Annotated in this window: 12 protein-coding genes; 8 read left to right on the top strand and 4 right to left on the bottom strand. The window is 61.0% G+C overall.

Features of this window, described 5'->3' with window-relative positions; genetic code table 11:
• Window positions 1-4 precede the first annotated feature (4 nt).
• Window positions 5-835, top strand: a complete 831-nt coding sequence (gene nudC, locus AC3WP4_RS23120) for an NAD(+) diphosphatase (protein WP_074876754.1) — start codon at window positions 5-7, stop codon at window positions 833-835.
• Here the strand turns inward: nudC and AC3WP4_RS23125 are convergent.
• Together AC3WP4_RS23125 and AC3WP4_RS23130 are read right to left on the bottom strand one after the other, a co-directional pair.
• A complete protein-coding gene (locus AC3WP4_RS23125; RefSeq protein WP_008152714.1) occupies window positions 803-1,582 on the bottom strand; it encodes a TSUP family transporter in 780 nt (259 codons plus the stop codon). The genes nudC and AC3WP4_RS23125 overlap by 33 nt on opposite strands.
• A gap of 189 nt (window positions 1,583-1,771) precedes the next feature.
• Window positions 1,772-3,010, bottom strand: a complete 1,239-nt coding sequence (locus AC3WP4_RS23130) for an acyl-CoA dehydrogenase family protein (RefSeq protein WP_102615449.1) — start codon at window positions 3,008-3,010, stop codon at window positions 1,772-1,774.
• A 348-nt stretch (window positions 3,011-3,358) separates the two neighbouring features.
• Between AC3WP4_RS23130 and sfnG the strand changes: the two genes are divergently transcribed.
• Window positions 3,359-4,453 carry a dimethylsulfone monooxygenase SfnG gene (gene sfnG / locus AC3WP4_RS23135; protein ID WP_074876751.1) on the top strand — a complete coding sequence of 365 codons (1,095 nt, stop codon included), beginning with the start codon at window positions 3,359-3,361 and terminating at the stop codon, window positions 4,451-4,453.
• A 120-nt stretch (window positions 4,454-4,573) separates the two neighbouring features.
• Here the strand turns inward: sfnG and AC3WP4_RS23140 are convergent, their stop codons facing one another.
• Both AC3WP4_RS23140 and AC3WP4_RS23145 read right to left on the bottom strand, forming a co-directional pair.
• Window positions 4,574-5,050 carry a nuclear transport factor 2 family protein gene (locus AC3WP4_RS23140; RefSeq protein ID WP_010460010.1) on the bottom strand — a complete coding sequence of 159 codons (477 nt, stop codon included), beginning with the start codon at window positions 5,048-5,050 and terminating at the stop codon, window positions 4,574-4,576.
• Window positions 5,051-5,106: 56 nt separating this feature from the next.
• On the bottom strand, window positions 5,107-5,670 hold the full coding sequence (locus AC3WP4_RS23145) for a TetR/AcrR family transcriptional regulator (protein ID WP_074876746.1): 564 nt from the start codon (window positions 5,668-5,670) through the stop codon (window positions 5,107-5,109).
• 216 nt (window positions 5,671-5,886) lie between these two features.
• On the opposite strand from AC3WP4_RS23145, the gene pssA reads away from it, so the two are divergent.
• The 6 genes from pssA to AC3WP4_RS23175 all read left to right on the top strand — a co-directional run bounded on the left by pssA (window position 5,887) and on the right by AC3WP4_RS23175 (window position 13,501).
• Entirely contained in the window at window positions 5,887-7,230 is a 1,344-nt protein-coding gene (gene pssA, locus AC3WP4_RS23150; RefSeq protein ID WP_074876745.1) for a CDP-diacylglycerol--serine O-phosphatidyltransferase, read from the top strand.
• A gap of 55 nt (window positions 7,231-7,285) precedes the next feature.
• Window positions 7,286-8,302, top strand: a complete 1,017-nt coding sequence (locus tag AC3WP4_RS23155; RefSeq protein WP_074876742.1) for an AraC family transcriptional regulator — start codon at window positions 7,286-7,288, stop codon at window positions 8,300-8,302.
• A gap of 252 nt (window positions 8,303-8,554) precedes the next feature.
• A complete protein-coding gene (locus AC3WP4_RS23160; RefSeq protein ID WP_102615451.1) occupies window positions 8,555-10,219 on the top strand; it encodes an AMP-binding protein in 1,665 nt (554 codons plus the stop codon).
• Between the two features lie 16 nt (window positions 10,220-10,235).
• The gene (locus AC3WP4_RS23165) at window positions 10,236-10,997 is read left to right on the top strand and encodes an SDR family NAD(P)-dependent oxidoreductase (RefSeq protein WP_074876737.1); all 762 of its coding nucleotides are present in this window, start codon (window positions 10,236-10,238) and stop codon (window positions 10,995-10,997) included.
• 12 nt (window positions 10,998-11,009) lie between these two features.
• The gene (locus tag AC3WP4_RS23170; protein ID WP_074876735.1) at window positions 11,010-12,203 is read left to right on the top strand and encodes an acetyl-CoA C-acyltransferase; all 1,194 of its coding nucleotides are present in this window, start codon (window positions 11,010-11,012) and stop codon (window positions 12,201-12,203) included.
• A gap of 170 nt (window positions 12,204-12,373) precedes the next feature.
• A complete protein-coding gene (locus AC3WP4_RS23175; RefSeq protein WP_102615452.1) occupies window positions 12,374-13,501 on the top strand; it encodes an acyl-CoA dehydrogenase in 1,128 nt (375 codons plus the stop codon).
• Window positions 13,502-13,512: the final 11 nt, after the last annotated feature.

A 13,512-nucleotide genomic window follows, 5' to 3' on the forward strand; every position in this document is an offset into this window, starting at 1 on the left:
GAAAATGACTTCACGCTGGACCACTGCAGTACTGGACACCGATCAGCCCGGCGGCTGGGCGGTGGCGCGCAGCCCCGAAGGCTTTCTGTTCGATGACAATGGCGCGCTGTTCCCCCGCGAATGGCTCAAGCGCCAGGACCTGTCGATCCTCGCCGAACATGGCATCGGTCACCTGGACGGCGAACCGGTCTATTTGCTGGAGCTACGCAGTCACAGCGAAGTGCCGGGCTGCAACTGGAAAGGCCTGCGGGCGTTCATGCTCGAAGGCGACCATACGGTTTACAAGATGCTCGGCTACGCCGCGCAAATCGGTACCTGGGCCCGCGAACACCGCTTTTGCGGTAACTGCGGACAGGCGATGACCCAGGTGACCCGGGAACGGGCGATGTATTGCGAGCCGTGTGATTTACGCAGCTATCCGCGCATTTCGCCGAGCATGATCGTACTGGTGACCCGGGGCGATGAAGTCCTGCTGGCGCGTTCGCCGCGTTTTGTCGCCGGGGTCTACAGTACGTTGGCGGGGTTTGCCGAACCGGGAGAATCGGCCGAAGACTGCCTGATTCGTGAAGTCCGCGAAGAAGTGCAGATCGACGTCAAGAACATCCAGTACATGGGCAGCCAGTGCTGGCCGTTCCCGCATTCGATGATGCTGGGTTTCCATGCCGAGTACGCCGGTGGCGAGATCGTGTGTCAGGAAGACGAGATCGAAGACGCCCAGTGGTTCAACGTGCACGAGCTGCCGCCGTTGCCGGCGTCACGCTCGATTGCCCGTTACCTGATCGACGTCTATGTGGCGCGGCGCTTAGGCCACGCTGAACCAGTGTTGCCAGGCTAGCCGCACGGTCAAGCCCAATACCACGGTGATGAACACCGGGCGGATGAACTTCGCACCGCCGCTGATGGCGGTGCGAGCCCCGAAGAACGCCCCGACCATCACCGACAGGCCCATGCTCAGGCCGATGATCCAGTCCACTTGTCCCGAAAACACGAACACCGACAGTGCCGCAATGTTGCTGACGAAGTTCATGCTGCGCGCCACGCCGCTGGCTTTCACCAAATCGATGGGGTACATCAGCATCGTGCTGACGGTCCAGAACGCGCCCGTGCCGGGACCGGCCACACCGTCGTAAAAGCCCAGGCCGAAGCCTTGGGTCGATTGCCACTTTTTCTTGATCGGTGCGTCGCTGTCCAGCGGCGCTTTTGGCGTGCCGCCAAACAACAGGTAGACGCCGCAGGCGAAAACGATTACCGGGAGCATCTTGTTCAGCCATTCAGCCGGCAGGTAGTGAGCGACCACGGCACCGGTCAGCGCGCCCACCAGCGTGCCGACAATCGCGTGCATCCACTGCCTTGGATGGAACAGCTTGCGTCGGTAGAAGGTGAAGCTGGCGGTGGCCGAGCCGAACGTCGAACTGAGTTTGTTGGTGCCCAGCACCAGATGCGGGGGCAGGCCTGCGGTCAGCAGCGCCGGAGTGGTCAACAGACCACCGCCACCGGCAATGGCGTCGATGAAACCGGCAATGAAAGCGACGAGGGCCAGAATGGCCAGGGTGGTGAGGTCAACACTGAGTTCGAAAGGCATGGAATCGGCTTATTCGGCGGGGTGCAGGACAAGGCTGCGGGGAAGGGCCGATATCTTACCTAGATCCAACTTCTGCGGCGACCTGTCTGGCCTCATCGCGAGCAGGCTCACTCCCACAGGGATTTGCGGCGTTGCCCAGATCAATGTGGGAGTGAGCCTGCTCGCGATGGCGTCAGCCCAAACACCACATCACTTTGGCTGTGGCCCATTGCCGATCTGCCACACAAACGGCGGCTCGGTCCCGTTGATCGCCCAGTCCCCGACAATCCGCGCCTTGTAGATCACCGGATTGTGCGACGACACCGTTCGCGCATTGCGCCAATGCCGGTCCAGCGATTTACCCACCCGAGTATCCGAAGCCCCCAGCGCATTGAACAGCGCAGTGGTCGCTCGCTGGATCAACTCCGACACCACCACCTGCGCCTTGGCCGATTCGATTTCCGCCGCGACATTAGCTTCTTTTTCCGCGGCCTCATCACCCGAGAAACGCGCCAGATAAGCCCGCTGCGCCGGTTGTGCAGCCTTCAAGGCGCTCGCTTCGGCCGCATACACCAATGCCGCGATTTCGCCGACCACTTGCTGCACCTGCGAATCCTGGCTGACATGCTGCGCATTGCCATGGCTGTAGATGCGTTTGCGTTCACGCACCTGATGAGCCACATCGCGCAACGCCGCACGACCGATCCCGGCCAGGGTTGCCAGCAGCACCAACTGATAAAACGCGGTCTGGTATTTGAAGCGAGTGGCGAAGTCGATGATGTTCTCGGCCTCTACATCGGCATCGATAAACCGTGAAGTACCACTGCCGGTGGTGCGCTGGCCGAAGCCGTCCCAGTCGTCGCTCAGCACGATGCCCGGCTGGCGGGTCCGCACTGCGGCAATCACATCGCCGCCGGTGTCGCTGCGTTGCGCGTACACGTCGATCCAGTCGGAAAACAGGCTTCCGGTGCTGTAGAATTTCTCGCCGTTGAGCCGCCATTGGTCACCGTGGGGCGAGACTTTGGTGATGACGTCGCCAATCGCCACGTTGCCGATTTCGGTCCAGGCGTTGCCGGCGATGTCGCCGTCGACGAAGCGCTTGAACCACAGATTCCGCGCCGACCCGGGTGGCGAGTTCAAGCGATCCTCAGCGAATGCGAAATGTCCGCGCAAGGCCTGAGGGATGTTGGAGTCGGCTTCGGCCAGTTCGATCAGCAACTCAAACAGTTGTGGCAGGGAGGCACCGCCACCGCCGTATTCAATCGGCACCCGCACCGCGCCGAAACCGGCGTCCTTGAGCCACTGAATCGGTTCGTACGGAAGACTGCGGGACTGTTCGCGCTCAACGGCACCGGTGGCGATGCGCTGGAAGATCGGCCGGAATCTTTCGGCAAGCGCTTCATAGTCGGTGCCAATGGACAGCGGATTGATTACCTGGTGTTCGGTCATGGGACAGCTCCTTGGGGCGGCAGTAGAAAGTGTTGCGTTTGCCAGGGGCAATTGCAGGGTCCATGCCGAAACTCGCGAGCCAGGATTTGCTGGAGAAACTGGATGTCGGTACGCAGTGAATTGTTGCTGTAACAACAGTGCATCAGCAATTTGCCCCAGGCACACCACACTTTGTGGCGAGGGGGTTTACCCCCGTTGGACTGCGCAGCAGTCCTGTTTTTTGGGGCCGCTTCGCAGCCCAACGGGGGTAAACCCCCTCGCCACAGTTCTCGCTCACCCCGCGATTTGTGCGCTGGCACGGTTGCTGCTCTCACCCCAGGACATCCCTAACGTCCCGAGGACATGCCAATGAGTCAGCAAGCCGTCAAATTTGCCTACTGGGTGCCGAACGTCAGCGGCGGGCTGGTGGTCAGCAAGATCGAGCAACGCACCCACTGGGGCATCGACTACAACCGCAAACTGGCGCAACTGGCCGAAGAGGCAGGGTTTGAATACGCCCTGACGCAGATCCGCTTTACCGCCGGTTACGGCGCCGAGTACCAGCACGAATCCGTCGCCTTCAGCCACGCGTTGCTGGCCGCCACCACCAAACTGAAAGTGATCGCCGCGATCCTGCCCGGCCCTTGGCAACCGGCGCTGGCGGCCAAGCAATTGGCAACCATCGACCAGCTGACCAACGGCCGGGTGGCGGTGAACATTGTCAGTGGCTGGTTCAAGGGTGAATTCCAGGCGATTGGCGAACACTGGCTGGAACACGACGAGCGATATCGCCGCTCCGAAGAATTCATCCGCTCGCTGAAAGGCATTTGGAGCCAGGACAACTTTAGCTTTCGTGGTGACTTCTACCGCTTCGACAACTACAGCCTCAAACCCAAACCGCTGGGTCAGCCGGAAATCTTTCAGGGTGGCAGTTCCCGCGCGGCTCGGGACATGGCGGCGCGGGTTTCGGACTGGTACTTCACCAACGGCAACACCCCGCAAGGCATCAAGGCCCAGGTCGATGACATCCGCGCCAAGGCGGCGGCGAACAATCATTCGGTGAAAGTCGGCGTGAACGCGTTTGTCATTGCCCGCGACACCGAAGAAGAAGCGCGAGCGGTGCTGGCGCAAATCATCGATCAGGCGGACCCCGAGGCGGTGAATGCGTTCGGCGATGCGGCGAAGCAGGCGGGCAGGGCGTCACCTGAGGGTGAGGGCAACTGGGCCAAGTCGACGTTCGACGATCTGGTGCAGTACAACGACGGCTTCAAGACCAACCTGATCGGCACGCCGCAGCAGATTGCCGAGCGGATCGTCGCGTTGAAAGCGGTGGGCGTGGACCTGGTATTGGCGGGGTTTCTGCACTTCCAGGAAGAAGTGGAGTATTTCGGCAAGCGGGTGTTGCCGTTGGTACGTGAGCTGGAAGCTAATGCAGCGGCCAGGCAGCAGGCCGCGGTCGCCTGAACACCCCAAAACCCTGTGGGAGTGAGCCTGCTCGCGATAGCGGTGTAACAGGCAACTTATTTGTTGAATGTTCAACCGTCATCGCGAGCAGGCTCACTCCCACATTTGGTCTATGTGAAGTTACAGGCCCAGGTCGGACAAGCTTGGGTGATCGTCAGGCCGGCGGCCCAGCGGCCAGTGGAACTTGCGGTCGCTTTCCTTGATCGGCATGTCGTTGATGCAGGCAAACCGATTGGCCATCAAACCGTTTTCGTCGAACTCCCAGTTTTCGTTGCCATACGAGCGGAACCAGTTGCCCGAGTCGTCGTGCCATTCGTAGGCATAACGCACGGCGATGCGGTTGCCGGTAAAGGCCCAAAGTTCTTTGATCAGGCGGTAATCCAGTTCCTTGGCCCATTTGCGCGTCAGGAAGCCTTTGGCTTCTTCGCGGTTGTAGGCGAACTCGGCGCGGTTGCGCCATTTGGTGTCCAGGGTGTAGGCCAGCGATACCCGTTCCGGGTCGCGGGAGTTCCAGCCATCTTCGGCCAGGCGTACTTTTTCGATGGCCGACTCACGGGTGAACGGCGGCAATGGCGGACGAACTTCGGCATTAGACATTAATAGTCTCCCTATCAAAGTAAAGTTCTAGCAAGTTGTCGGGCTTGATTAAAGTGTTACAGGTCCAATAACTTTCGCGCCATGCATTGCGCATTATCGGCGGCACTGTGATCACCCATGACAAGCGCCACGGTAATGGCACCGTCGATCAGGATCAGCAGCTGTTTGGCCAGCGTCTCCGGGTCTGTGGCGCCATGTTCGGTGCAGAGCTCGCGCACGTAGTCGAGCAGCTTCTGTTTATGCTCTTTGGCAACCAGGCGAACCGGGTCTTGCGGGTCGCCGGTTTCGCCACTGGTGTTGATGAATGCACAGCCACGGAAGCCTTCGGAGGCGAACCAGGCCTTAAGTACGGTAAACAGGTTGAGCAAGCGGTCGGCCGGCGTTTCGGCCTGGTCGACTTCGCTTCGGTACCAGTGCATCCAGCGCACATCACGGCGTTGCAGCGCCGCGACGGTGAGCTCCTCCTTATTGGCGAAGTAGCGGTAAATGCTCTTTCTGGAGACGCCGGCGGTTTTCACCAGAAGATCCATGCCGGTGGCCGCGATGCCACTTTTGTAGATCAACTTTTCGGTGACGTCCAGAATGATGTCGCGTGTGTCGTTGCTGGTTATTTCGTTCATGTTGCGAACAGTAGAACGATCGTTCTCCTTGGTCAAGCAGATATTTTTTGTTGACTGAAAAATCGCTTTCGCGAGTAGGCTCGCTCCCACAGGGAATGCATTTCAATGTGGGAGCGAGCCTGCTCGCGAAGGGGCCTTTACAGACACTCACAAGACCCGAGCCGATCCATGGTGTAAGCTCTCGGGTTCTTCGGATTCGACCTTTTTGCGAGCCCTATGCCGTCGCTTTTCAAACGCTCTCTGCTGCCCAAACTGCGCAGTTTTCCGCTGACCGCCGATGCCGTCACCTTCCTTTCCGGTGCTGCCGAGTTTCGTCGGTGCCTGCTGGAAAAGATCGCCAGCGCCACCCGACGCATCTATATCGTCGCGCTCTATCTGCAACAGGATGAAGCCGGTCAGGAAATTCTCGATGCCTTGCACGCGGCCAAACTGGCACGTCCGGAACTGGACGTGGTGGTCGTCGTTGACTGGCTGCGCGCCCAGCGCGGCTTGATCGGCGCCGGCAAGCAGCCGGGCAACTCGGCCTGGTATCAGGAAACCACCCGCACTCATGCCAGTGAAGTGCCGGTGTATGGCGTTCCGGTGCAGACCCGAGAGCTGTTCGGCGTGTTGCATTTGAAGGGCTTCGTGATCGACGATTGCGTGATCTACAGCGGCGCGAGCCTGAACAACGTTTACCTGCACAAATTCGACAAGTACCGCTACGACCGTTATCACCTGCTGCAGAACAGCGCCCTGGCCGATTCGATGCAGCACCTGATCCAGCACGGTCTGATCGCCTCCAAAGCGGTGCATCGTCTGGATTTGCCAAACCTGCCGACCACCCGCAGCCTGCGCAACGACATCGGCGACCTGCGCAGCCGCCTCAAGCACGCGGCGTACGACACCACGACTGGCACCACGGAAAAGGGCAGTTTGTCGGTCAGCCCATTGCTCGGTGTCGGCAAGAACAACCCGTTGAGTCGAGTGATTTGCGAGTTGATCGCCAGCGCTCAGCATCAACTGACCATCTGCACGCCGTACTTCAACCTGCCGCTGGCCGTGACCCGGGAAATCAACCGGGCACTGGCGCGCGGCGTGAAGATCGACATCATTGTCGGCGACAAGACGGCCAACGACTTCTACATTCCGCCGAGCGAGCCGTTCAAGGTGATTTCGGCGCTGCCGTACCTTTACGAGATCAGCCTGCGGCGCTTCGCCAAGCGTCATCATCGCAGCGTCGACAGCGGCCAGTTGAACCTGCATCTGTGGCGTGACGGCGACAACACCTATCACCTCAAGGGCATGTGGATCGACCAGCGCTACACTTTGCTGACCGGCAACAACCTCAACCCGCGGGCGTTCCGGCTCGATCTGGAAAACGCCTTGCTGATCGATGATCCGAAAGGCGAGTTGCTGGAGCCGCGACGTAAGGAGCTGGCGGAGATTTTCGAGAACACCCGTCGCATCGAGCGATACCAGGAACTGGAAACGCTGCTGGAGTACCCGCCAGGGGTGGCCAAGTTTCTCAAACGCGTGAGTCGGGTGCGGATCGAGCGGTTGTTGTACCGGATTCTGTAGCACGGCGGGCAAATAGGCCCACCACTTCAAACAAGAACAGGGCTTAGCTCGGTCAATGTCGGAAAAAGACACCATCTCCATTCAACTGGTGCGTGAAGCACTGTTGCAAAGTTGCGCCCCCGGGGCGACCACCGATGAGGTGTTGACCAAGGTCGGTATCGATCCGGCACTGCTCGACAGCAGCGATGCACGCGTGCCGGCCACTGCTTATGCGCGTCTGTGGCGTTTACTGGCCCGACGCGGGGACGATGAGTTTTTTGGCATGGACCCGCGCAAACTCAAATCCGGCAGTCTTGAGTTTCTCTGTCGCTGCTCCATGGTCCAGCCGAGCCTGGCTGCCGGCCTGACCTCGGGTTTGAGCTTTTTGTCGTTGATGCTCGAACACCTGCCCGCGCAACTGGTTCGTCAGCAAAGCCTGGCGGAAATCGTCCTGCTCGAAGACGACCAGGACCCGCGCCGCGCCTTCACGTATTTCACCTACTGGATGATCGTTCACGGCGTCGCCTGCTGGCTGGCGGGGCGACGAATTCCGATCCTGGCCATCGAGTTGCGCTGCCCGCAGCCTGACTTCTGCGATGACTATCAGGTGATGTTCTCCGAGAACCTGCGTTTCGACCGGCCGCGCACGCGGATGATTTTCTCCGCCGAGTGCCTGGACTTGCCGATCAAGCGCAGCCCGGAAGAACTCAAGCGTTTCCTGGCCCATGCGCCGGCCAATATTCTGGTCAAGTACCGCGACCCGGAGAGCCTGGCCAGCCGGATCAAGCACGATTTGCGACAACTGCCCGCCGAACACTGGCCGGAAACCGAACCCCTGGCACAACAACTGTGCATGTCGGCTTCCACCTTGCGTCGACGCCTCGCCGAAGAGGGCCAGACTTACCAGGGGCTCAAGGACAGCGTGCGCAAGGAGTTGGCGATTGTCTGGCTGGCAGAACCGACCATCAGCTTTGCCGAGATTGCCACGCGGCTGGGCTTTGCCGATACCAGCTCGTTCTACAAGGCATTTCGCAAGTGGTCGGGGTCAAATCCCGGGCATTACCGCAGCCTGATCCTCAACGAAGCCAGCTGACTGATCCGAAGCCTGTGGTGTCTGGGCTGACGCTATCGCGAGCAGGCTCGCTCCCACATTTGGAATGCGTTCCCCTGTGGGCGCGAGCCTGCTCGCGATGAGGCCCTGGCAGGCGCCGTATCTCTCCAATCTTGGCCAAACCAGTCACGCAACTTGATAGCTTTGACCATTGTCCCGCGCCCCGCGCAGAGCGAGTATTTCCTTGTTAATCGAGGTTCCCCAGCCTAATAAAAAAACAAAGGGATTCTGGCAATGCGCGATTACTTGTCTGCTACATCACAGTTCAATTATCAGCACACCGTCGACGCTGCACTCGCAGGCGATTTGACTGCCCTCAATGCCTGCGTCGAGTGTTGCGACCGGCATGCCTTGCCGGGGCGCATCGCGCTGTTCTGGGAAGGCCGCGATGGCGCCAGCGCGACCTACACTTTCAGCGACTTGCAGGACAAAGCCGCGCGTTTCGCCAATTTCCTGCTGGCCCAGGGCGTGAAAAAAGGCGACAAGGTGGCCGGTCTCCTGCCACGTAACATCGAACTGTTGATCACCGTATTCGCCACCTGGCGCATCGGCGCGGTCTACCAGCCGCTGTTCACGGCATTCGGCCCGAAAGCCATCGAACACCGCCTCAGCTCCTCGGGCGCCAAAGTGGTGGTCACCGACGCGGGCAATCGTTCCAAACTTACTGAAGTCACCGACTGCCCGACCATCGTCACCGTGGCCGGCCCCAAAGGCCAAGGCATCGTCCGCGGCGATTACAGCTTCTGGGCCGAACTGGCCAATTATTCTGCCGAGTGCGAACCGGTCCTGCTGACGGGCGAAGACCCGTTCCTGCTGATGTTCACCTCGGGCACCACCGGTCCATCGAAAGCGCTGTCCGTTCCGCTCAAGGCCATCGTCGCCTTCCAAAGCTACACCCGTGACGCCGTGGACTTGCGCCCTGAAGACGCCTTCTGGAACCTCGCCGATCCGGGTTGGGCCTACGGCATCTATTTCGGGGTCACCGGGCCGATGGCCATGGGGCATCCGATCACCTTTTATGATGGCCCGTTCTCCCTCGAAAGCACCTGCCGGGTGATCAACAAATACGGGATCACCAACCTCACCGGCTCGCCGACGGCCTATCGCCTGTTGATCGCGGGTGGCGACGAGTTCGCCCGTTCGATCAAGGGCAAGCTGCGCATCGTCAGCAGTGCCGGCGAGCCGCTGAACCCGGAAGTGATTCGCTGGTTCGCCGACAACCTCGGCGTGGTCATCCACGACCACTATGGCCAGACCGAACTGGGTATGGTGCTGTGCAATCACCATGGCCTGGAGCACCCGATCCACATGGGCGCCGCCGGTTTCGCCTCGCCGGGCCACCGCATCGTGGTGCTGGATGACGAGTACAAGGAACTCGGCGTCGGCCAACCGGGCATTCTGGCCATCGATCGCACCCAGTCGCCGATGTGCTGGTTCGCCGGTTACGAAGGCGCACCGACCAAGGCCTTCGTCGGTAACTATTACCTGAGCGGCGACACCGTCGAGTGGAACCCGGATGGCAGCATCAGCTTCGTCGGTCGCAGCGACGACGTGATCACCACCTCCGGCTATCGCGTCGGTCCGTTCGACGTGGAAAGCGCGTTGATCGAACACCCGGCCGTGGTTGAAGCGGCGGTGGTCGGCAAGCCCGATCCGGAACGCACCGAACTGGTCAAGGCCTTTGTCGTGCTCAACCCGCAATACCGCGCGGCGCCGGAACTGGCCGAAGAATTGCGCCAACACGTGCGCAAACGACTGGCCGCGCACTCGTACCCCCGTGAAATCGAGTTTGTCAGCGAATTGCCGAAAACCCCAAGCGGCAAATTGCAGCGCTTTATCTTGCGCAACCAGGAAATCGCCAAGGCTCAAGAGGCCGCCGCGAAGAACGTTTCAGCTTGAATCCAAGGAAACAATGATGCAGATCGAAAACAAGGTTTTTCTCGTCACCGGCGGTGCATCCGGCCTCGGTGCGGCCACGGCTGAAATGCTGGTCGCGGCCGGTGCCAAAGTGATGCTGGTGGACATGAACGCCGAAGCCGTTGCGGCCCAGGCTGAACGTCTCGGCGCGCAAAGCGTGGTGGCGGACATCAGCAACGAAGCTGCGGCCGAAGCTGCTGTGCAGGCGACGGTCAAAGCCTTTGGTGGCCTCAATGGCCTGGTCAACTGCGCCGGCATCGTGCGCGGTGAGAAGATTCTCGGCAAGAACGGCCCGCACCTGCTGGCCAATTTCAGCCAGGTGATCAACGTCAACCTGATCGGCAGTTTCAACATGCTGCGCCTGGCCGCGGCGGCGATTGCCGAAACCGAAGCCGATGCTGACGGCGAGCGCGGCGTGATCATCAACACCGCCTCGGCTGCCGCCTATGACGGCCAGATCGGTCAGGCCGCGTATGCCGCCTCCAAGGGCGCGATCGTCAGCCTGACCTTGCCCGCCGCCCGTGAACTGGCGCGCTTCGGCATCCGCGTGATGACCATCGCCCCGGGCATTTTCGAAACCCCGATGATGGCTGGCATGACCCCGGAAGTCCGCGCATCTTTGGCGGCTGGCGTGCCGTTTCCGCCGCGCTTGGGCAAACCGAGCGAGTATGCCGGGCTGGTCAGGCATATCATTGAAAACAGCATGCTCAATGGCGAGGTGATCCGTCTCGACGGTGCCTTGCGCATGGCCGCCAAGTAAGGAGGATTTGTCATGACTATTTCCAACGATCCCATTGTTATCGTCAGCGCCGTCCGCACCCCGATGGGCGGTTTCCAGGGCGAACTGAAAAGCCTGACCGCACCGCAACTCGGTGCTGCGGCGATTCGCGCCGCCGTCGAACGTGCCGGTGTGGCGCCAGACTCGGTTGAAGAAGTGCTGTTCGGTTGCGTCCTGTCCGCCGGCCTTGGCCAAGCGCCAGCGCGTCAGGCTGCATTGGGCGCCGGGCTGGATAAATCGACCCGCTGCACCACCCTCAACAAGATGTGCGGTTCGGGCATGGAAGCGGCCATTCTGGCCCACGACATGCTGGTGGCCGGCAGCGCCGACGTGGTTGTCGCCGGCGGCATGGAAAGCATGTCCAACGCGCCGTATCTGCTGGACCGCGCCCGTAGCGGTTACCGCATGGGCCACGGTCGCGTCCTTGACCACATGTTCCTTGACGGCCTGGAAGACGCTTACGACAAGGGTCGCCTGATGGGCACCTTCGCCGAGGATTGCGCTGAAACCAACGGTTTCACCCGTGAAGCCCAGGACGCGTTTGCCATTGCCTCGACCACCCGTGCGCAGCAGGCGATCAAGGATGGCAGCTTCAAAGACGAGATCGTGCCGCTCACCGTGACCGTCGGCAAAGAGCAGGTGCTGATCAGCAACGACGAACAGCCACCGAAAGCCAAACTGGACAAGATCGCTTCCTTGAAACCGGCGTTCCGCGATGGCGGCACGGTGACGGCGGCGAACTCCAGCTCGATCTCCGATGGCGCCGCCGCACTGGTGTTGATGCGCCGTTCCGAAGCTGAAAAACGCGGCCTGAAACCACTGGCAGTGATTCACGGCCACGCGGCGTTTGCCGACACCCCGGGCCTGTTCCCGGTGGCACCGGTGGGCGCGATCGAGAAGCTGATGAAGAAAACCGGCTGGTCCCTGGACGAAGTCGATCTGGTCGAAGTCAACGAAGCCTTCGCCGTGGTCAGTCTGGTGACCATGACCAAACTGGAAATCCCCCACGAGAAGATCAACGTTCACGGCGGCGCCTGCGCCCTCGGCCACCCGATCGGCGCATCCGGGGCGCGGATCCTCGTGACCTTGCTCTCGGCGCTGCGCCAGAAAGGCCTGAAACGCGGCGTTGCAGCGATCTGCATCGGCGGCGGCGAAGCCACGGCCATGGCCGTTGAATGCCTTTACTAAGGGCTGACGCAAATCCCTGTGGGAGTGGGCTTTGTAGCGAGGGGGCTTGCCCCCGTTGGGCCGCGCAGCGGCCCCACAAATCTGCGAGCGCTGCGCACTCGAACGGGGGCAAGCCCCCTCGCCACACGGCTCCCGCAGGACCTGCGTCTTAACCAAATTAAGGATTTGGCATGATTCCCAATGACGAACAACTTCAGATCAGCGACGCGGCCCGGCAGTTTGCCCAGGAACGGCTGAAACCGTTCGCCGCCGAGTGGGACCGCGAGCATCGCTTCCCCACGGAAGCCATCGGCGAGATGGCCGAACTGGGCTTCTTCGGCATGCTGGTGCCCGAAGAGTGGGGCGGTTGCGACACCGGTTACCTGGCCTACGCCATGGCCCTGGAAGAAATCGCGGCCGGCGACGGCGCCTGCTCGACCATCATGAGCGTGCACAACTCGGTGGGTTGTGTGCCGATTCTCAAGTACGGCAACGACGACCAGAAAGAACGCTTCCTCAAACCGTTGGCCAGCGGCTCGATGCTCGGGGCGTTTGCCCTGACCGAACCGCAGGCCGGCTCCGACGCCAGCGGCCTGAAAACCCGTGCCCGTCTGGAAGGCGATCACTACGTGTTGAACGGCTGCAAGCAGTTCATCACCTCCGGGCAGAACGCCGGGGTGGTGATCGTGTTCGCCGTGACCGATCCGAGTGCTGGCAAGCGCGGCATCACCGCATTGATCGTACCGACCGATTCGCCAGGCTATAAAGTCGCACGGGTCGAAGACAAACTCGGCCAGCATGCCTCCGACACTTGCCAGATCCTATTCGAGGACGTGAAAGTGCCGGTGGCCAACCGCTTGGGCGAGGAGGGCGAAGGTTATCGAATCGCCCTGGCCAACCTCGAAGGCGGCCGTGTCGGCATCGCTTCGCAATCGGTGGGCATGGCCCGCGCTGCGTTCGAAGCGGCCCGCGACTACGCCCGCGAGCGTGAAAGCTTCGGCAAGCCGATCATCGAACATCAAGCGGTCGCGTTCCGCCTGGCGGACATGGCGACCCAGATCGCCGTCGCCCGGCAGATGGTGCATTACGCGGCGGCGCTGCGTGACAGCGGCAAGCCGGCCTTGGTCGAAGCGTCCATGGCCAAGCTGTTCGCCTCGGAAATGGCCGAGAAAGTCTGCTCCTCGGCGTTGCAAACCCTCGGCGGTTACGGTTACTTGAACGATTTCCCGCTGGAACGGATCTACCGCGACGTACGCGTTTGCCAGATCTACGAAGGCACCAGCGACATTCAGCGCATGGTTATTTCGCGCAATCTTTGAGAAGGAAGCTA

The sequence above is a fragment of the Pseudomonas sp. FW305-20 genome, from assembly GCF_058788075.1.

Coding starts and splice junctions, on each gene's coding strand:
- AC3WP4_RS23160 (WP_102615451.1), top strand. CDS start 8,555: ATGCGCGATTACTTGTCTGCTACATCACAGTTCAATTATCAGCACACC.
- pssA (WP_074876745.1), top strand. CDS start 5,887: ATGCCGTCGCTTTTCAAACGCTCTCTGCTGCCCAAACTGCGCAGTTTT.
- AC3WP4_RS23155 (WP_074876742.1), top strand. CDS start 7,286: ATGTCGGAAAAAGACACCATCTCCATTCAACTGGTGCGTGAAGCACTG.
- sfnG (WP_074876751.1), top strand. CDS start 3,359: ATGAGTCAGCAAGCCGTCAAATTTGCCTACTGGGTGCCGAACGTCAGC.
- AC3WP4_RS23125 (WP_008152714.1), bottom strand. CDS start 1,582: ATGCCTTTCGAACTCAGTGTTGACCTCACCACCCTGGCCATTCTGGCC.
- AC3WP4_RS23145 (WP_074876746.1), bottom strand. CDS start 5,670: ATGAACGAAATAACCAGCAACGACACACGCGACATCATTCTGGACGTC.
- AC3WP4_RS23175 (WP_102615452.1), top strand. CDS start 12,374: ATGATTCCCAATGACGAACAACTTCAGATCAGCGACGCGGCCCGGCAG.
- AC3WP4_RS23140 (WP_010460010.1), bottom strand. CDS start 5,050: ATGTCTAATGCCGAAGTTCGTCCGCCATTGCCGCCGTTCACCCGTGAG.
- AC3WP4_RS23165 (WP_074876737.1), top strand. CDS start 10,236: ATGCAGATCGAAAACAAGGTTTTTCTCGTCACCGGCGGTGCATCCGGC.
- nudC (WP_074876754.1), top strand. CDS start 5: ATGACTTCACGCTGGACCACTGCAGTACTGGACACCGATCAGCCCGGC.
- AC3WP4_RS23170 (WP_074876735.1), top strand. CDS start 11,010: ATGACTATTTCCAACGATCCCATTGTTATCGTCAGCGCCGTCCGCACC.
- AC3WP4_RS23130 (WP_102615449.1), bottom strand. CDS start 3,010: ATGACCGAACACCAGGTAATCAATCCGCTGTCCATTGGCACCGACTAT.